At 64.6% G+C, this 18,471-nt stretch carries 18 protein-coding genes; 14 read left to right on the top strand and 4 right to left on the bottom strand.

Translation table 11 applies throughout. The features are described 5' to 3' along the window. Nucleotides 1–3: 3 nt before the first annotated feature. A complete protein-coding gene (locus tag C8C94_RS11495) occupies nt 4–876 on the bottom strand; it encodes an ABC transporter permease (RefSeq protein ID WP_108499628.1) in 873 nt (290 codons plus the stop codon). Beyond that, on the bottom strand, nt 873–1,979 hold the full coding sequence (locus C8C94_RS11490) for an ABC transporter ATP-binding protein (protein ID WP_055400640.1): 1,107 nt from the start codon (nt 1,977–1,979) through the stop codon (nt 873–875). The genes C8C94_RS11495 and C8C94_RS11490 overlap by 4 nt, the downstream gene beginning before the upstream one ends. A 285-nt stretch (nt 1,980–2,264) precedes the next feature. Between C8C94_RS11490 and C8C94_RS11485 the strand changes: the two genes are divergently transcribed. The 5 genes from C8C94_RS11485 (at nt 2,265) to C8C94_RS11465 (ending at nt 5,845) form a co-directional block, all read left to right on the top strand. Further along, nucleotides 2,265–3,113 carry an IclR family transcriptional regulator gene (locus C8C94_RS11485; protein ID WP_055400641.1) on the top strand — a complete coding sequence of 283 codons (849 nt, stop codon included), beginning with the start codon at nt 2,265–2,267 and terminating at the stop codon, nt 3,111–3,113. Nucleotides 3,114–3,145: 32 nt separating this feature from the next. Further along, nucleotides 3,146–3,778 carry an N-acetyltransferase gene (locus C8C94_RS11480; protein WP_121420799.1) on the top strand — a complete coding sequence of 211 codons (633 nt, stop codon included), beginning with the start codon at nt 3,146–3,148 and terminating at the stop codon, nt 3,776–3,778. Nucleotides 3,779–3,986: 208 nt separating this feature from the next. After that, nucleotides 3,987–4,670 (top strand): CPBP family intramembrane glutamic endopeptidase, encoded by a 684-nt coding sequence (locus C8C94_RS11475; protein WP_147433251.1) that lies wholly within the window; start codon nt 3,987–3,989, stop codon nt 4,668–4,670. Between the two features lie 35 nt (nt 4,671–4,705). After that, entirely contained in the window at nt 4,706–5,374 is a 669-nt protein-coding gene (locus tag C8C94_RS11470; protein ID WP_121420797.1) for a hypothetical protein, read from the top strand. A gap of 96 nt (nt 5,375–5,470) precedes the next feature. Further along, nucleotides 5,471–5,845, top strand: a complete 375-nt coding sequence (locus tag C8C94_RS11465; protein WP_121420796.1) for a pentapeptide repeat-containing protein — start codon at nt 5,471–5,473, stop codon at nt 5,843–5,845. 87 nt (nt 5,846–5,932) lie between these two features. On the opposite strand, the gene C8C94_RS11460 is transcribed toward C8C94_RS11465, so the two are convergent. Then, on the bottom strand, nt 5,933–6,643 hold the full coding sequence (locus C8C94_RS11460; protein ID WP_233573451.1) for a hypothetical protein: 711 nt from the start codon (nt 6,641–6,643) through the stop codon (nt 5,933–5,935). Nucleotides 6,644–6,850: 207 nt separating this feature from the next. After that, complete coding sequence (locus tag C8C94_RS11455) at nt 6,851–7,762, bottom strand: LysR family transcriptional regulator (RefSeq protein ID WP_199731241.1); 912 nt, start codon at nt 7,760–7,762, stop codon at nt 6,851–6,853. Between the two features lie 256 nt (nt 7,763–8,018). On the opposite strand from C8C94_RS11455, the gene C8C94_RS11450 reads away from it, so the two are divergent. From C8C94_RS11450 to C8C94_RS11410, 9 genes are all read left to right on the top strand, one after another. Next, nucleotides 8,019–9,554, top strand: a complete 1,536-nt coding sequence (locus C8C94_RS11450) for an aldehyde dehydrogenase family protein (protein ID WP_121420795.1) — start codon at nt 8,019–8,021, stop codon at nt 9,552–9,554. Nucleotides 9,555–9,577: 23 nt separating this feature from the next. Beyond that, nucleotides 9,578–10,774: an FAD-binding oxidoreductase gene (locus tag C8C94_RS11445; RefSeq protein ID WP_121420794.1), complete on the top strand. Its 1,197-nt coding sequence runs from the start codon at nt 9,578–9,580 to the stop codon at nt 10,772–10,774. Nucleotides 10,775–10,893: 119 nt separating this feature from the next. Further along, complete coding sequence (locus C8C94_RS11440; RefSeq protein ID WP_121420793.1) at nt 10,894–11,811, top strand: amino acid ABC transporter substrate-binding protein; 918 nt, start codon at nt 10,894–10,896, stop codon at nt 11,809–11,811. Next, on the top strand, nt 11,808–13,034 hold the full coding sequence (locus C8C94_RS11435; RefSeq protein ID WP_121420792.1) for a pyridoxal phosphate-dependent aminotransferase: 1,227 nt from the start codon (nt 11,808–11,810) through the stop codon (nt 13,032–13,034). The genes C8C94_RS11440 and C8C94_RS11435 overlap by 4 nt, the downstream gene beginning before the upstream one ends. Nucleotides 13,035–13,068: 34 nt before the next feature. After that, nucleotides 13,069–14,754: a thiamine pyrophosphate-binding protein gene (locus C8C94_RS11430; RefSeq protein ID WP_121420791.1), complete on the top strand. Its 1,686-nt coding sequence runs from the start codon at nt 13,069–13,071 to the stop codon at nt 14,752–14,754. 164 nt (nt 14,755–14,918) lie between these two features. Beyond that, nucleotides 14,919–16,148, top strand: a complete 1,230-nt coding sequence (locus tag C8C94_RS11425) for a DNA polymerase IV (RefSeq protein WP_121420790.1) — start codon at nt 14,919–14,921, stop codon at nt 16,146–16,148. A 116-nt stretch (nt 16,149–16,264) separates the two neighbouring features. Beyond that, nucleotides 16,265–16,900 (top strand): sigma-70 family RNA polymerase sigma factor, encoded by a 636-nt coding sequence (locus tag C8C94_RS11420; protein WP_121420789.1) that lies wholly within the window; start codon nt 16,265–16,267, stop codon nt 16,898–16,900. Further along, nucleotides 16,897–17,679, top strand: coding sequence for an anti-sigma factor domain-containing protein (locus C8C94_RS11415; protein WP_121420788.1), 783 nt, complete (start codon nt 16,897–16,899; stop codon nt 17,677–17,679). The genes C8C94_RS11420 and C8C94_RS11415 overlap by 4 nt, the downstream gene beginning before the upstream one ends. 151 nt (nt 17,680–17,830) lie before the next feature. After that, nucleotides 17,831–18,319: a tetratricopeptide repeat protein gene (locus C8C94_RS11410; protein ID WP_121420787.1), complete on the top strand. Its 489-nt coding sequence runs from the start codon at nt 17,831–17,833 to the stop codon at nt 18,317–18,319. Nucleotides 18,320–18,471: the final 152 nt, after the last annotated feature.

Here is an 18,471-nt window from a genome sequence, read left to right as displayed (position 1 = left end):
ACTTCAGCCCAACGCTTTCTTGTACCGGCCCTCAACCAGCCGGTTGTAGCTCAGCATCACCACCAGGTTGGCCACCAGCAGCGTCAGCGCAATCGCTGCGCCCAGGGGCCAGTTCAGCTCGTGCAGGTATTCGTCGTACACCACCGTGGCCACCATCTTCAGCCGCCGCCCGCCCAGCAGGCCGGGGATGGCAAACGAGCTGGCCGCCAGCCCAAACACGATCAGGCTTCCCGACAGGATGCCGGGCAGCACCTGCGGCAACACAATGCGCCGCAGCGTGGTGAAGGGTGTGGCCTGCAGCGACAGGGCGGCGTTCTCCACACCCGGGTCGAGCTTTTGCAGCGAGGTCCACACCGGGATCACCATGAACGGCAGCATCACATGCACCAGCGCAATCACCACGGCGATCTCGGTGTAAAGCATCTTCACGGGGCCAAATCCAAGTAGCCCGAACAGCCCATTCACCAGCCCCTCAGGCCCCAGCAGCATGCTCCAGCCAAAGGCCCGTACCACCACGGATACCAGCAGCGGTGCCAGCACCACCAGCAGCAAGATGGAGCGCCACGGGTTGCCCATGCGGCTCAGGATGTAGGCCTCGGGTGCGCCAATGGCCACGCAGATCAGCGTGACCAGCCCCGCAATCCAGAACGTGCGCCAGAAGATCGTGTGGTAGTACGAATCGGTGAACACATGGGCGTAGTGCTCCAGCGTGAACTCGCCTGCCTTCACCCCTGTGGCCGGGTCGAACGCGTTGAACGACAGCACGGCCGTGAGTGCCAGCGGCACCAGCAGCAGTACCGTGAACAGCAGCAGCGCCGGGCCGGACAACCACCAGGGCACGGCCTTTTTGTGCAGCAAGGTGGTGGCCAGGCTCATGGCGCCACCTCGGCGGCGTCTTCGGCCTCCAGCTCGGCCATGGCGGTTTCATCGGCGGGCAGCAGGCGCATGCAGTGGTCGGGCCAGTCCACGCCCGTGCGCTCGCCCTCGGCCAGCGCAGCGCGGCCGTCGTTGGGCACCAGCACCATCAGGTCGCCCACGGGGGTGCCCACACGGTACAGCCACTGGCTGCCCAGGAAGAACCGCTCGCACACCTGACCATCCATCCGGCCCTGCACGGCGGGCACCAGTTGCACTTTTTCAGGCCGCACGCTCAGCAGCACGGCGGCGCCGGGGCGGTAGCGGGCACCGTCCACCGCCATCGTGAGGGCGCCCACCTTCACCTGCGTGTGTGTGCCGCTCGCATGGGCGACTTGGCCCGGTAGCAGGTTGGCCTTGCCCACAAAGGTGGAGATGAAGCGCGTGCGCGGGTGCTCGTATACGCGATGCGGGTGGTCGATCTGCGTGGCGCGGCCGGCTTCCATCACCACCACACGGTCGCTGATGGACATGGCTTCGCTCTGGTCGTGCGTGACCATGATGGTGGTGGTGCCCACCTTGCGCTGAATCTGCCGCAGCTCAAACTGCATCTCCTCACGCAGCTTGGCGTCGAGGTTGGACAAGGGCTCGTCCAGCAGCAGCACGGGCGGCTCGATCACCAGCGCACGGGCCAGCGCCACCCGCTGGCGCTGGCCGCCGGACAGCTCGCGCGGGTAGCGCGTGGCATGCTTTTCCAGGTGCACCAGGGCCAGCGCCTGGGCCACCCTCTCGGCGCGCTCGGCCTTGGGCACCTTGCGCATCTCCAGCCCAAAGCTCACGTTGGCCGCCACCGTCATGTGCGGGAAGAGCGCATAGCTCTGGAACACGATGCCCAGCCCGCGCGTGTTGGCCTTGGCGTGGGTGATGTCCTTGCCATCGAGTTCGATGCGCCCGCTGGTCACCGCTTCAAACCCCGCCACCATCTGCAGCGTGGTCGTCTTGCCGCAGCCCGACGGGCCCAGCAACGACACAAATTCACCCTTTTGCACCGTGAGGTTCATGGACTGCACCGCGCAGGTGCTGCCATAGAACTTGGTCACATCCGTGAGCTTGAGAAACGACATCGCGAAAGCCTTTCCGGTAGTGGCATCGCACGGTTTGCCTGGGGGCCGTGCGTGCCACCTGCTGTGGAGTTGCATGGACGGGCTGCGGGCCTTCGGTGTGCTTGCACCGGGGTGGTGCAAGTGCCATGCAAAAGCTGGAACAGCCGCTCGATTCAATTGAATCTATTGCAATAAACAAACCAGAATGCTTCGGGTATTCCATTAAACAGAATTTTTATTGAATTTATTCCGTTCAATGAAATATGATGCCTTCAGTTTGATCAACGAATTCCACAGGAGCGAGGTATGGAAGCCGCATCCACCGCCACCGGCGGCGTACCCCGGGTGTTTGCCGTCATCCGGGCCCTGTCGGCCGTGCAGGCCGAGGGCGGGCGAGTCACCCAATTGGCGCGTGCCGTGGGCCTCACGCAAGGCACCACGCACCGTTTGCTGCAATCGCTGGTGGCAGAGGGCATGGTCGAGCAGGACGAGCGCAGCAAGCTCTACCGCCTGAGCATGGATTTCTTCGCCCTGGCTGCCAAAGCGGGCAACCCCGGCGACCTGCGCAGCCTGTGCCGCCCCGCGCTGCTGCGCCTGTGCGCCAGCTTGGGTGACAGCATCTTTCTGTTGGTGCGCAGCGGGTTCGATGCGGTGTGCCTGGACCGCAGCGAAGGCCCGTTCCCCATCCGCTCCTTCACCGGCGACATCGGTGGCCGCGTGGCCCTGGGCGTTGGGCAGGGTGCGCTGGCCATCCTGGCCTTCTTGCCCGAGGCCGAGCGCGAAGAGGTCATCCGTTTCAACCTCTCCCGCGTGCGCGAGTACGGCGTGTTTGACGAGGTCTATCTGCGCACCGAGATCGAGCGCGTGCGCCAGCTGGGCTACGCCGGCCGCAACACCGGCTTGCTCGAAGGCATGGCTGGTGTGGCTGTGCCTATCCTGGACCGTGAGGGCCGTGCAGTGGCGGCGCTGAGCGTGGGCACCATCTCTGCGCGACTGAACGACGACCGACTTCCCACGGTGGTGGAGTTGCTCAAGCGCGAGGCAGCAGCCATTGGGCCCAAGATCAATCCATTTGATGCCACCCTGCGGCGGCCCGCGCAAAGCCTGTCGAGCGTGCGCAACGACCACGCCATTCAGCCCGCAGAGCAGGATTGAAGAGTTAGACACGACACGCAGGCCCACACCCCATGTCCGCCACAACGCAACTGAATTCGCCGTCGCTGCACGCCCACCCGCACGCTTGCGCAGCACTGGCCGAGGCATTGTTCAACGATCCGTTCTACCAAGCCGTCACCATCGACCACGCGGCCAACACTGTTCGCCGCCTGCAGGTGCTGGCCCACTACTGCGCGCTGGCCATGGACGAAGCCCGCGCCGTGGGCGACGTGCAGGTGGCCGACCTCCACGGCGCCGCACTGTGGATCACACTCCACGCGCCAGCCGCAGACAAGGCGCAATACAGCGCCCAGCGCACCCGCAGCTTGCGCCAGTTGCTGGGTCCGCTCGGGTTTGACCACTACCAGCGCATTTGCGCCGCCATGGAAGCGCAGGTGCCTGCCGATCTGCACAGCGCGTGGTACCTGTCGATACTGGGTATGCACACCGCCGCGCGTGGCCACGGGTTGGCGCAGCGGCTACTGGCGCCCACCTTGGCCAAGGCCGACCAGGCCGGTGCATCGTGTTTTCTGGAAACCTTCAACCCCTTGAGCGTGCCGTTTTATAGCCGCCTGGGTTTCACGCGGTCGGTGGAATGTGTGGAGCCAATCACCGGCAGCACCTATTGGCTGCTGGTGCGCGGTGCCGCCGTGCTTGGCAGGTAGCCAGCGTTCACGGCGCCGCTGTTGCCAAGCCCATGTAACCTAACGCCCGAAAACGCTTTTGCCGTCTTGCCTTTGCCTGCATGCTTGCTGCACACCCACGGAGGCTGCCTTGCAACGCACACCATCCGCATCAACGTCGCCTCCCCACCCACTTCCTCATTCACAGTCGCCGATCGAATCCGGTCTGCCCTTCAGCTTTGGCAACCCCGTGCCATTGAGCACTCGCAGCAGCGTGATGCTGTGGGCCGCCAGCGCAATCGCCTTCGCCCTGTTGCTGGCGGTGCCGCGCTGGTTGCCCGACCAGTGGGGTGGCGCTTTGGCCGCGCTGCTGTTTGTGGGCGTTCAGTGGGCGGGGCTGCGATGGGCGGTGGGCCCGGCATGGGTGGCGCTGTTCAGGCGACCCCGCTGGCGCGATGTGGCGCTGGGGCTGGCCGCAGTGCCGCTGGTGATCGGCTTGCCCGCGCTGGTGGCTGCATATGGGTTGGGCATGTCTCACCTCAGCGCCAACGCCAGCATCGATGCTGTTGCGGACTTGTCCCCAGCGCAGCTGGTTGGGCGGTTCGCACTGGTTGCCGTGCAGCTGCTGGGCGAAGAGCTGGTCACCATCCTGCCACTGCTGGCCACCGTGGCCTTGCTGCACAGCGCTGGCATGCCCGCCCGTTGGGCCGTGGCCTTGGCATGGATGGTTACGGCGCTGGTGTTTGGCGCACTGCACCTGCCCACCTACCAATGGCATCTGGGCCAGGCCTTGCTCGTTATAGGAGCCGCTCGTCTGGCGCTGACGGCAGTCTTCATCTACACCCGCAACCTGTGGGCCAGCACCATCGCCCACATTGCCAACGACTGGACGATCATGGCCTTTGTGCTGGCCTCTACCCGCACCATTGCCTGACCCATTGACCCTGCCCACCGCCGCAAGGAGTTCCTGTGGACTTTCTCAAGATCCTCAAGTCATTTGAAGACTTTGTGTACGAGGCACTGATCTGGCTGATCCTGCTGCCCAAAACCCTGGTGCGCATCGTGCTGCGCCCGCGACAGATGGTGGCCTACGTGCAGGCCGAGCAAACCCGCGAAGGCGACGACCGCTACGGCGACGCCATCAGCCCGCCGCTGCTGCTCATCCTGTGCGTGCTGGTGTCCCATGTGTTCGACCTGGCCCTGCGCAAACAACCGGCGCAAGAGATGGGAACGCTCGCGGCCGCACTGCTCAAGTCCGAGCAAAACCTGCTGCTGTACCGCACCATGGCGTTTGGAATCTGGTCTCTGGCGGGCGCCGTCTGGTACATGTGCCACAGCCGCCAGCCCATCCACCGCGTCAACCTGCGCAACCCGTTTTATGAGCAGTGCTACCTGGTGGCACCGTTTGCAATGGCCATGTCGGTCAGCACCACGTTCGCACTGTCGGGTGGGCTGCTCTCTGCATTCGGAGTGGGGCTTGCACTGTTGGCCCTGCTTTGGTTTTTTGTCGCCGAGTGGCACTGGGTGCGCGAGCGGGCGGGGTTAGGCGCAGGCCGTTCAGCGGTGGTGGCTGGAGGGCTGGTGTTGATGGGGCTGGTGGCGAATACCGGCCTGGGGTATCTGCTGAGGCATTTGTGAGAGGTTGGTTAGAACGAATTCGATATAGGGCGCTGCCTCGTGCACGCTGGCGCACTTCACCGTAGGGCAGAATTCGGCCAGAAGCTGCCTTCAGTGATGACTACAGACAACTACACCCCTCCGTCAACGCTTCAAGAACTGATGCAGCGATACGCGCTGGGTGAACGGCATTTCCCGAACGTAGATTTGTCTGAGGCCAATCTTTCTCGCGTTACCCTTGATGGGGCAAGCTTCGGGCCGCATTCCTGGTTTTCCAGTGCAGACTTCACTGGCGCAAGCCTTCGCGGGACCAGCTTTAGCAACTGCAACGTCAAGTGCGCGACGTTCACTGGAGCCGATCTGACCAACGCGACTTTCGAAGATGCGGCTATCGAGTCGATAGGCTTGGATGGTGCTGTGCTAGTCGGAACGAACTTTGTTGGTGCGACGTTCTACGGCATTACGCTGGGGCCAGCCGACCAGTTTCCTTGAGAAGCAAGGGCGTTTCGCAATTCTGAACGACTGATTTAGGAGACAACGCCCGGCTGCTTTGGGCCCATGTCCGACATTCGACAACCTTCATGTGAACTGGTCATAAAACACCTCAATCTGGCTGGTAGCGACCAAAGCTTGGAGCGGAAAGACCAGCCAAGGAGTTGCGACCTCCATGTCATTGAGGCGAACTAACAATTGATCTCGCACATCCGGTTTCACCTGCTGCCGCCAGTTCAGCACTTGGCCCCAGGTCGAACTTCCGTTCAAGTGCAAGGGAAACCATGCGGACTGAACTGAAGCGCTATAGGCCGTTGGAAAGAGTCGCTTGTATGCCTGCAGGTTGTAGAGCCAAGAAACGCCGCGCACGGTTGTAGCGCGTGGCTCCGTGCGCTGAACATGCGATATCAGTTCTTGTAAATCGGCCCTCCTTGCGCTGGAATTCTCAATAGCAAGCGGACTGGAATTGATTCCATCTGGCGCAACAAAGTGGATGCGCAAGGTACCGTATGCATCGGGCGGATCGTAAGAAAAACAGCCGAACGACCGTTTGACTTCGATGTAGGAAAGAGATTGTTGGAAATCGGCACACAAAGCGACTTGCTCGACACGGTCATCAACCGCGCTTTTTACCTTGTTCAGAAAGAGTTTCCACCTACTTGCGCCAGTGTCCCCCCACAGATTCAGCCTGCGTCGCAAGTTGGTACAACGGTCAATGGCGACGTCGAGAGGCACTGCCGCTTTCGCTGCATAGTGCGTGGCAAATTTCAATTGCAGGGAGAAATAGTCTTCAAGCATGAATATGACGTTAGCACCGTCTTGCCAACTTTCGCTTCTGGCCGATAGCAACCGAGCGAGCTCCCGGTCCGGGCATGGATCATCAGGTGTTTTGTGCCAATTTTGATGAGCTGTGGCCGCTTTGCAATATGGCGCTACAGGCCATTTTGATTGCCGCCTCATCCTCTTGGCGATATGCCCCGGTCTCTCGGTATGAGCGATAGGTCCTCACCCTTGCCGCTGCCCCTCACATTCCCCCACCACCCAATTCCTGAACGCCTTCACCAACGGTGTTTGCGCCCGTGCCTCCGGGTACACCAAGTAGTACGCATCGGTGCTCGTCAGCACCTGGTCCGACAGCTCCACCAGGCTCCCCGCAGCCAGTTCCTGCGCAATCAAAAAGCGCGGCAGCAGCGCCGCCCCCAGGTGGGAGACCGCAGCCTGCGCAATCATGGCGAAGTGTTCGGATTGCGGGCCGCGCAGGGCCAGGGCCGTGGGCACGCCCACCAGCTCAAACCATTCGGCCCATTGGGTGGGGCGGGTGCTTTGCTGCAGCAGCACCACGCGCGTGAGGTCTTGCGGTGTGTGAATGTTGTTGCGGTCGCGGTAGGTGGGGCTGCACACGGGCACGGTTTCTTCGTGCATCAGGTATTCGCACACGGCGCCTGCCCAATGCGGGGTGCCGAAGTGGATGGCGGCGTCAAACGGTGTGCCCGCAAAGTCAAACGGCTCGGTGCGGGCCGAGAAGTTGACCATGGCCGCGGGGTGCAGTGCCATGAAGCCGCCCAGGCGCGGGATGAGCCAGCGGGTGCCCAGCGTGGGCAGCACGGCCAGGTTGAGCAGGCCGTCGGTGCTGGAGAACGCCATGGCTTTTTGTGTGCTGGCCGACAGTTGCTGCAGCACGTTTTGCACGTCGGCCGCGTAGACCCGGCCCGCGTCGGTCAGCACCACGCGCTGGCGCACGCGGTGGAAGAGAGCGGTGCCGATTTGCTCTTCCAACTGGCGGATCTGGCGCGACACGGCACTTTGGGTGAGGTGCAGCTCTTCGGCCGCGCGCGACACGCTCTGGTGGCGCGCCGCCGCCTCAAAGGCCAGCAGGTCGGCGGTGGAGGGCAGGAAGGCGCGGCGCAGCAGGGTCATAGTGGCAAATGGGGTCGATCATGCGCAGGGGGAATGAGCGACGCCGTCACCTTGTGCATGGTTTTGGGGTGTAGCGCTGGTACATCAAGCGTCGGCAGCTCTGCAATTTTCAGGCACTTCATGCTGATTTGTGATCAAGTAGTTCCATTTTTTTGCTATCCAGCACGGCGCGATTGGCGGATATTGGCGCATTCATTGCGTGTGTTCTCCCACGCTGTTGCCATCTCTCTGCCTCCATTCACCTTTGCGAGCCGTCATGTCTGCCACCCTTGCTGCCACCCCCCTTGTGTCTGAAGTCGATCAACTGCTGCAACGCCTGGGCGTGCCCCGCGCTGCCTACACTGGCGGCACGCTGGCGGCGCGTTCGCCCATCACGGGCGAGGTGTTGGCCCAGGTGCCGCAGCAAAGCCCGGCCGCGGCCACGGCCGCCATCGGCCGCGCGCATGCGGCCTTTTTGGCGTGGCGCAATGTGCCCGCACCGCGCCGTGGCGAACTGGTGCGCCTGCTGGGCGAAGAGCTGCGCGCCGCCAAGGCGGACCTGGGCTTGTTGGTGACCATCGAGGCGGGCAAGATCCCGTCCGAAGGCCTGGGCGAGGTGCAGGAGATGATCGACATTTGCGACTTTGCCGTGGGCCTGTCGCGCCAGCTGTACGGCCTGACGATTGCCACCGAGCGCCCCGGCCACCGCATGATGGAAACCTGGCACCCGCTGGGCGTGTGCGGTGTCATTTCTGCCTTCAACTTCCCTGTGGCTGTGTGGTCGTGGAACGCCGCGCTGGCACTGGTGTGTGGTGATTCAGTGGTGTGGAAACCTTCGGAAAAGACCCCGCTCACGGCCCTGGCCACGCACGCGATTGCCCAGCGCGCCATTGCGCGTTTTGGCACCGACGCACCCGAAGGCCTGCTGGAGCTGATCGTGGGCCAGCGCGACATTGGCGAAGTACTGGTGGACGACGCCCGTGTGCCCGTGCTGTCGGCCACCGGCTCCACGGCCATGGGCCGCGCCGTGGGCCCGCGCCTGGCAGCGCGGTTTGCGCGCGGCATCCTGGAGCTGGGCGGCAACAACGCGGCCATCGTGGCGCCTACGGCGGACCTGAACCTGGCACTGCGCGGCATCGCGTTTGCCGCCATGGGCACGGCGGGCCAGCGCTGCACCACGCTGCGTCGCCTGTTTGTGCACGAGAGCATTTACGACCAGCTGGTGCCCCAGCTGGCCAAGGTGTATGCCAACGTGCAGGTGGGCGACCCGCGCACCGCTGGCACGCTGGTGGGCCCGCTGATTGACCGCCCTGCGTTTGACGGCATGCAAAAGGCGCTGGAGCAAAGCCGCGCGCTGGGTGCCACGGTGCACGGCGGTGGACGCGTGGAAGGCCTGGACGGTGCAGATGCGTACTACGTGCGCCCCGCGCTGGTCGAGCTGCAAAAGCACGAAGGCCCCGCGCTGCACGAAACCTTTGCGCCCATCCTGTACGTGGTGCGCTACAGCGGCATCGACGAAGCCATCGCCATGAACAACGCCGTGGGAGCGGGCCTGTCGTCGTCCATCTTCACGCTCAATGTGCGCGAGGCCGAGTTGTTCATGTCTGCCGCTGGTTCGGACTGCGGCATCGCCAATGTGAACATTGGCCCCAGCGGCGCCGAGATTGGCGGCGCATTTGGCGGCGAGAAGGAAACGGGCGGTGGCCGCGAAGCGGGCTCGGACAGCTGGAAGGCCTACATGCGCCGCGCGACGAACACCATCAACTACTCCACCGCATTGCCGCTGGCGCAAGGCGTGACGTTTGACGTGTAACCCACGCGCTGGTTGCTCCGTTCATGTTGATTGCTAAGGACTCACACCCCATCGTCATCATCGGCGGTGGTGTCATCGGCAGTGCGATTGCGTACTTCCTCACGCTGCAGCAACCGGGCTGCGAGGTGGTGGTGGTCGAGCGCGATCCGACCTATGCACGAGCATCGTCGGCGCTGTCGGCCAGCTCCATCCGACAGCAGTTCTCGACGGACATCAACATCCAGATCTCGGCGTTTGGCATCGGCTTCTTGCGCAACGTGGGCACGCTGCTGGCCTGCAACGGCGATGTGCCCGACATCGGTCTGCACGAAGGCGGCTACCTGTACCTGGCCACCCAGGCAGGCGAGGCCACGCTGCGCGAGAACCATGCGTTGCAAAAGCAGTACGGCGCCGATGTGGCGCTGCTGAGCCCGCAGCAACTGGCAGAGCGCTTTCCTTGGCTGGCGCTGCAGGACGTGGCGCTGGGCTCGCTGGGCCTGTCGGGCGAGGGCTGGTTTGACGGCTACCTGCTGCTGACGGCGCTGCGCAAAAAGGCGCAGAGCCAGGGCGTGCGCTATGTGGCCGATGAGGCTGTGGGGCTGGACACTGCGGCCAGCGACGGCGTGTTGCATGTGAACGCAGTACGCCTGCAAAGCGGCGCCGTGCTGCCTTGCCGCTACGCCGTGAACGCGGGCGGCCCGTGGGCGGCTGCCATTGCGGGCTGGGCTGGCATTGATCTGCCGGTGGTGGGCAAGCGCCGTACGGTCTTCAACCTGGCCAGCCCCGCAGCGCTGCCGAGCTGTCCACTGCTCATCGACACCAGTGGCATTTGGCTGCGGCCTGAGGGCAAGGGTTTTATCTGCGGCTTTGCGCCAGAGGTGGGCAACGACGCCGACTTTGCCCCGCTGGAGCCCGAGTACGCAGCGTTCGAGGACCACATCTGGCCCACGCTGGCCGAGCGCATCCCGGGCTTTGAGGCACTGCGCATGCAGGGCGCCTGGGCGGGCTACTACGAGATGAACACGTTTGACCACAACGCCATCGTGGGCCTGCACCCGGCGTGCGACAACCTGGTGTTTGCCAACGGCTTTTCGGGGCACGGCCTGCAGCAGTGCCCGGCGGTGGGGCGCGGCCTGGCGGAGTGGATGTTGACGGGCGGCTACCAGAGCCTGGACCTGTCGCCGCTGTCCATCGAGCGCATTGCGCGCAACCAGCCGTTGCTGGAGAAAAACGTCATCTGAGCCTTGAGCCCCCTGCGGCGATGCCCCGGCGCACCGCCCGTTCGATTTTTCCTTTTTTGGTATTTCTGCTTTCGACGCTTTCCAACCTGCCAATCACAACACCACCGGAGACAACGACCATGGCAATTTCCCGCAAGACATTCACCGCGCTCGCCGCAGGGCTGGCACTGGCCTGCACGGCTTTTGCACCCGCTCAGGCACAGACCCCATCCACCCCCACGCTGGAGAAAATTAAGGCATCTGGCAAGGCGGTGCTTGGCGTGCGCGAGACTTCGCCGCCCATGGCCTACGCACTCGGCGCCAACGAAAAATATGTGGGCTACCACGTGGAGCTGTGCGAGCGCGTGCTGAAAGAAGTCGCGCCCGACGCCAAGCTCGAATACATGGCCGTGACGGCGCAGAACACGCTCCCGCTGGTGCAGAACGGCACGCTGGACATCGGCTGCGGCCCCACCACCAACAACACTGCGCGCCAGCAGCAGGTGGCCTTTGCCGTGACCACCTACGTGAGCGAAGTGCGCATGGCAGTGCGCAAGGATTCGGACCTGAAGTCCATCAGCCAACTTGCCGGGCGCACCATCGCGGCATCCACCGGGACCACGGCCGTGCAGTTGCTGCGCAAGCAAGAGCGCGCACTGGGCGGCGGCGCCATCAAGACCGTGCTGGGCAAGGACCACCACGAAAGCTTCCTGTTGCTGGAAACAGGCCGTGCCGATGCGTTTGTGCTCGACGACAACCTGCTCGCCGGGATGATCGCCAATTCCAAGGACCCGTCGGCCTACCGCATCGTGGGCGAGCCGCTGGGCGCCGAGCCAATTGCGCTGCTCTTCCGCAAGGACGACACCGCCTTCAAAACGGCGGTGGACGGTGTGCTCACCAAGCTAATGCAAAGCGGCGAGATGGAAAAGATCTACACCAAGTGGTTCGTGAACCCCATTCCGCCCAAGAACATGAGCCTGAACCTGCCGCTGGGCACCACGCTGCGCCAGCTGTTTGCCACGCCCAACGACAAGCCCCTGGAGACCTACCAGCAATGAACGCCGCCGTTCCTGCCACGGCCTTCCGCGCGGCCGACCGCATCAGCGCCATCGGTGTGTCCGACATCGTGCGCATCACCCAGGCAGCCAACGAGCTCAAGCGCCAGGGCCAGCCCGTCATTGTTCTGGGCCTGGGCGAGCCCGACTTTGATACGCCCGCCCACGTGATTGAAGCCGCGCAGCAGGCCATGGCGCAGGGCGACACGCACTACACGGTGCTGGACGGAGCGCCCGCGCTCAAGGCGGCCATCCAGCTCAAGTTCCGCCGCGACAACGGCCTTGCGTTCGCCACCAACGAAATCACGGTGGGTGCGGGCGCCAAGCAGGTCATCTACAACGCGCTGATGGCCAGCCTGAATCCCGGCGACGAGGTGATCCTGCCCGCGCCGTACTGGACGTCGTACGCCGACATGGTGCTGATTGCCGGTGGCGTGCCTGTGGTGGTGCCCTGCAGCGAAGCCAACGGGTTTCGCATTACGCCCGAACAGCTCGACGCGGCCATCACGCCGCGCACGCGCTGGGTGTTCATCAATTCCCCCTCCAACCCCAGCGGCACGGCCTACAGCACCGAGCAGTTGCGGCCTATTCTGGAGGTGGTGCTGCACCATCCGCAGGTGTGGGTGCTGGCGGATGACATCTACGAGCACATCCTGTATGACGGGCTCGCGTTTGCCACCCCCGCAGCCGTGCTGCCCGCACTGCGCGAGCGCACGCTGACGGTGAACGGTGTCTCCAAGTCGTACGCCATGACGGGCTGGCGCCTGGGCTACGGTGCCGGGCCCAAGGCATTGATCGCGGCCATGGCAGTGGTGCAAAGCCAGGCCACATCGTGCGCGTCGTCCATCAGCCAGGCCGCTGCGGTGGCTGCACTCACCGGCCCGCAGGACGTGGTGGCCGAGCGCTGCCGTGCGTTTCAGGCGCGGCGCGACCTGGTGGTGGCGGCCCTCAACGCATCGCCGGGCCTGCGTTGCCGCGTGCCCGAGGGCGCGTTCTACACCTTTGCCAGTTGCGAAGGTGTGCTGGGCCGCACCACGCCGGGCGGTGTATTGCTGCGCACCGACGCCGATTTTTGCGACTACCTGCTGCGCGAGTTCCATGTGGCCGTGGTGCCAGGCAGCGTGCTGGGGCTGGCGCCGTACTTCCGTATCTCGTACGCTGCCAGCATGGCCGACCTGCAAGAGGCCTGCGCGCGCATCCAGCGCGCGTGCAAGGCACTGTTCTGAGTTCTTGTTCTGTTTTGTGAAATGACCGTCTGACATGACTACCGCACCCACCACCTCCCGCACGGGCGGCCAGATCCTGGTCCGCCAGCTCATCACCCACGGCGTGAAGCAGCTGTTCTGTGTGCCGGGCGAGAGCTATCTGGCCGTGCTCGATGCCCTGCACGATGCCGACATTGCCGTGACGGTGTGCCGCCAGGAAGGCGGTGCGGCCATGATGGCCGAGGCGCAGGGCAAGCTCACGGGCCAGCCCGGCATCTGCTTTGTGACACGCGGGCCGGGCGCCACCAATGCGTCGGCCGGTGTGCACATCGCGCACCAGGACTCGACCCCCCTGATCCTGTTCGTGGGCCAGGTGGCACGCGGTGCCATGGGGCGCGAGGCGTTCCAGGAACTGGATTACAGCGCGGTGTTTGGCACCATGGCGAAGTGGGTGGTGCAGATTGACGACCCGGCACGCGTGCCGGAGCTGATCTCGCGCGCCTTCCATGTGGCCACCTCGGGCCGCCCCGGCCCCGTGGTGGTGGCGCTACCCGAGGACATGCTGACCGAAGCCGCCAGCGTGGCCGATGCGTTGCCCTACCAGGTGACCGAGACGCACCCAGGGGCTGCGCAGATGGCCGAGCTGGCCCAACGCCTGAAGGCCGCGCACCAGCCCGTGGCCATTCTGGGCGGCAGCCGCTGGTCCGAGCAGGCGGTGCGCGAGTTTGTGGCGTTTGCCGAGGCTTGGTCGCTGCCGGTGTATTGCTCGTTCCGGCGACAAATGCTCTTCCCGGCCAACCACGCCTGCTATGGCGGCGACCTGGGCCTGGGGGTGAACCCGCGCCTGTTGGCGCGCATCCGCGAGTCCGACCTAGTGCTGGTGGTGGGCGGGCGCCTGTCAGAGATCCCGTCGCAGGGCTACGAGCTGTTTGCCATCCCCAACCCCACGCAGCCGCTGGTGCATGTGCATGCCGATGCCGATGAGCTGGGCAAGCTGTACCGGCCCGCGCAGGCCATCCACGCAACGCCGCAGGCATTCACGGCGGCGCTTGCGGGTGTGCGGCCTGCGGGGGCTGTGGCCTGGCATGCCCATGCGGAGATGGCACGGTCCGAGTACATCCTGTGGAGCGACACCAACCCCATCCAGATCCCCGGCGAGCTGCAGATGGGCCAGGTCATGCAGCATCTCAAGTCCACGCTGCCGGCCAACACCATCTTCTGCAACGGCGCAGGCAACTTTGCCACCTGGGTGCACCGCTTCTGGCCGTTTACCACTTATGCCAGCCAGCTGGCGCCCACCAGTGGCTCCATGGGCTACGGCCTCCCCGCGGGCGTGGGTGCCAAGCGCCTGTGGCCGCAGCGCGAGGTGGTGGTGTTTGCGGGCGACGGCGACTTCTTGATGCACGGACAGGAGTTTGCGACCGCTGTGCAGTACGGCCTGCCCATCATCGTGGTGCTGCTCGATAACGCCATGTACGGCACCATCCGCATGCACCAGGAGCGCGAGTACCCCGGCCGCATCAGCGCCACCCAGCTCAAGAATCCGGACTTCAAAGCCTACGCCCAGGCCTTTGGCGGGCATGGAGAGCGGGTAGAGCGCACCGAAGACTTCGCCCCGGCACTTGCCCGTGCACGCGCGAGCGGTCTGCCCAGCGTGTTGCACTGCCTGATCGACCCCGAGGCGATCACGCCCACGGGCACGCTGCAGGGCATTCGCAGCGCGGCGATGGCCAAGCGATAGCCAAGCGATAGCACCGTCATGCCCGGTGGCAGCAGTCTGTCACTCTGCCGCGCACAATAGCGGGCGTGACCGTTTTAGCGCCTGATTTCCCCGATAACGAGCCCGCAACTGCAGCCCCGCCTCAGCGCCAGGGGCAGCGGCTGCGCCGCATCGCCCATCTCGATATGGATGCCTTTTTCGCATCTGTCGAACTGCTGCGCTACCCGCAGCTCAAGGGCCTGCCCGTGGTGATTGGGGGCGGGCGGCGCAAGGTGGATGAACTGTTGCTGCAAGGCCCGGATGGCACGGGCTTGCGGGAGCGGCATTTCATCCCGGTGGAGGACTTTCCGCTGCTCAAGGACTATGTCGGCCGGGGCGTGATCACCACCGCCACCTACCCCGCGCGGCAGTTTGGTGTGGGCTCGGCCATGGGGATGATGAAGGCCGCCAAGCTGTGCCCGCAGGCCATCGTGCTGCCGGTGGATTTTGACGAGGTGCGGCGGTTTTCACGCCTGTTCAAAAGCACCATCATGGAGATAGCCCCCGTGATGCAAGACCGGGGCGTGGACGAGGTGTACATCGACTTCACCGACGTGCCCGGCGGCCAGCGCGAAGGGGGCAGGGTGCTGGCGCGGCTTATCCAGAAGAGCATCTTTGACGTGACCGGGCTGACTTGCTCGATTGGCGTGGCGCCCAACCGGCTGCTGGCCAAGATGGCCAGCGAGTTCAACAAGCCCAACGGCATCTCCATCGTTTACGAGGAAGACTTGCAGACCAGGATCTGGCCGCTCAATGTGCGCAAGATCAACGGCATTGGCCCCAAGGCCGGCGAAAAGCTGGCACGGCTGGGCATCGAAACCATCGGGCAGCTGGCGGCGCAGGATGAGCAATGGCTGATGGGCCACTTTGGCAAGTCCACCGGGGCGTGGATGCACCGGGTGGCCTGGGGCCGCGACGACAGCCCGGTGGTGACCGAGAGCGAGCCGGTGAGCATGAGCCGCGAGACCACGTTCGACCGCGACCTGCATGCGGTGCGCGACCGCGCTGAACTGGGCGCGATCTTCACCGACCTGTGTATGCGCCTGGCAGAAGACCTGCAGCGCAAGGGCTATGTGGCGCGCACCATCGGCATCAAGCTGCGCTACGACGACTTCAAGATCGCCACGCGCGACCACACGGCGAACCTCTACACGGCCGATGGCGCCACCATCCGCCAGCTGGCCGGGCAGTGCCTCAAACGCGTGCCGCTGGACAAGCGCCTGCGGCTGCTGGGCGTGCGGGCCAGCACGCTGGCGCGGCGGGGCGAAGAGCCCGTGCTGGAGCCACGGGCTGGGGCAACGGCAGAAGCACGCCGACGCAAGCCAGGCTCCGCAGATGGCGCAGAGGGTGCGGGTGGCACGGCGCAGCTTTTTTAGCGCGGGTTGATGTTGTTTCCGCCAGTTCACGGCCCGGTGGGGTCGTGGCAATCGGCGTAAACACCCAGAGTGAGACCTGCCTGTACCGCCTGTTGCGTTCCTATACTCGCCCGCATATGGCCACTGCCACCGATGCCTCCTCCGCCAACCTGCAAGCGTTGATCCATGCCGCAGCCGGGGGAGACCATGCCGCCTTCGCGCAGGTCTACCAGCGCACCCATGTGCATCTGTTCGGCGTTGCCGTGCGTATGTTGGGGCAAGGACAGGCGGCCGAGGATGTGCTGCAAGAGGCGTATGTGAGCATCTGGAAAAACGCTGGAAGCTACCGCAGCGAAGTGGGCGGGCAGCCCATCCAGCCCATGACATGGCTGATTGCCATCGTGCGCAACAAGGCGCTGGACGCCTTGCGTGCCCGCGCCCGGCGGCCTGAAAGCGCCTGGAATGACACCACGGAGCTTGCAGGCAGCGATGGGGATGGCCGCGACGCGATGGGTGCTGCGTCTGCATTGGCCCCCGCACCCAGCGCGATGCATCTGCTGGAGCAGGCCACCCAGGCGCTGCGCATCGACGGCTGCATGAATGCGCTGGAGGGGAGCTACCGGCAAAGCCTGGCACTGGCTTACTACCAGGGCCTGTCGCATTCCGAGGTGGCAGCGCAGATGGGCGCGCCGCTAGGTTCGGTCAAGGCGTGGATCCGGCGGGGCCTGGAGCGCCTGAAAAGCTGCCTGGCCGCGCAAGGGGTGAGCGCATGAGGTACACCCACCCCGCGCTGCTGGACCACCTGGCGTCTGCCTACGTGCTGGGCACGCTGGGCGGTGGCGCGCGCCGCCGCTTCGAGCGGCTGCTGCGCGATCGCAGCGACGTGCAATTGCTGGTGGCGCAGTGGGAAGGGCGGCTGGGGATGCTGGCCAGTTCGGTGCCGGTGCAACAGCCACCGCAGCGCGTGTGGGCCGCCATTGAGGCGCGCACCCGGCCGCGCGATGTGAAAGACGCAGCCCCGCAGGGCGGTTGGGCCGGTGTGCTGTGGCGGCGCCATGGTGTGTTGCAGGGCTTGGCGGGTGTGGTGTTGGGTGTGGTGGCTACCGTGGCCCTGGTGGCTGCGGTGCCAACCTTGTTTGTGTCGAGCGACCAGGTGGCCCTGCGCGCAGGGGACAAACTGCCGCAGGCCTATGTGGGCCTGCTGACGGACGAGGCGGGCAACGGCAAGGTGCTGGTGAGTTCGCTGCGCCATGGACGCACGCTGACGGTGAAGGTCATCGGGCCTATCACGCTTCCAGCGATGCCAGCGACTTCATCGACGATGGCGGGTGCAGCCCCCCAGCTGGTGCTGTGGGCGGTGCCAGCTGACGGTGCCCCGTTTGTGCTGGGCACGGTGCCGGTGGCAGGTTCTGCGGTGTCGGTGTTGCCCGATACGTCGGAGAAGCTGCTGCTCAAGGTCAGCAAACTCATGGTGGCGCTGGAGACATCGGGAGCGCCGCAGGTGCCCAGCAGCACCGTGCTTTTCACCGGCAACTGCGCCAAGCTGTGGTGAGCGGCGCAAGGCTCCCGTCGGCTTTGCAAAAATAATTGTCCGGCGCTGCATCCGTTTTGCATTCCGTGTCGTTTATCTGAGGTGCCGGTCTCCGGCATGGGGCCAGCGCGGCCTCCTACCTTTCCCACTTCACGTTTTTCAGGAGCCTCCCATGCCTTCATTCCCTGTTCGCCCCTTGATGTCTGCGCCCCTGCTGAGCCTGGCGCTGGTGCTGGTGCCCGTGTTGGCACTGCCCATGGCCCACGCGGCCGATATGCCCACCACGCCAGTGGAGAACGCACGCATTGACGACTTTGCCGTGGGCAAAAAAGCCATCGAAGCCAAGAACTGGGCGCTGGCGGCCAGCAGCTTCAGCAAGGTGGTGGCCCAGAATCCGCAGAACGCCGATGCCTATAACCTGCTGGGCTACTCCAACCGTTGGCTCGGCAAATACGACGAGGCGTTTGCGGCCTACAACAAGGCACTGGCGCTGGACCCCCGCCACAAGGGAGCGCTGGAGTACTCGGGCATGGGCTACCTCAAGGTTGGCCAGAAGGCGCAGGCCGAAGCCCAGCTCGCCAAGCTGCAGGCCATCTGCGCGCAGTGCGAGGAGACCACCGATCTCGCCAAGGCCATTGCGGCCTACAAGCCGGCGCAGTAAGAGCGGCTAAAAAACCCTTCTGGCGTCGTTGCTGCGTCTGGTCGTACTACCCGTACTGCCTGCGACGTGGCGCCTCGCCAGAACCGATGCGCTGGGTTTTGTTATCCGCTCTATATCGTTTTCAGGCGCCTGAGTTTTTTGGTGTGTAAGGT

The sequence above is a fragment of the Acidovorax sp. 94 genome (assembly GCF_003634645.1).
Lineage (GTDB): Bacteria > Pseudomonadota > Gammaproteobacteria > Burkholderiales > Burkholderiaceae_C > Acidovorax > Acidovorax facilis.
The sequence above is the reverse complement of the archived record's forward strand: the minus strand, read 5'-3'. Positions and strand labels throughout refer to the sequence as shown.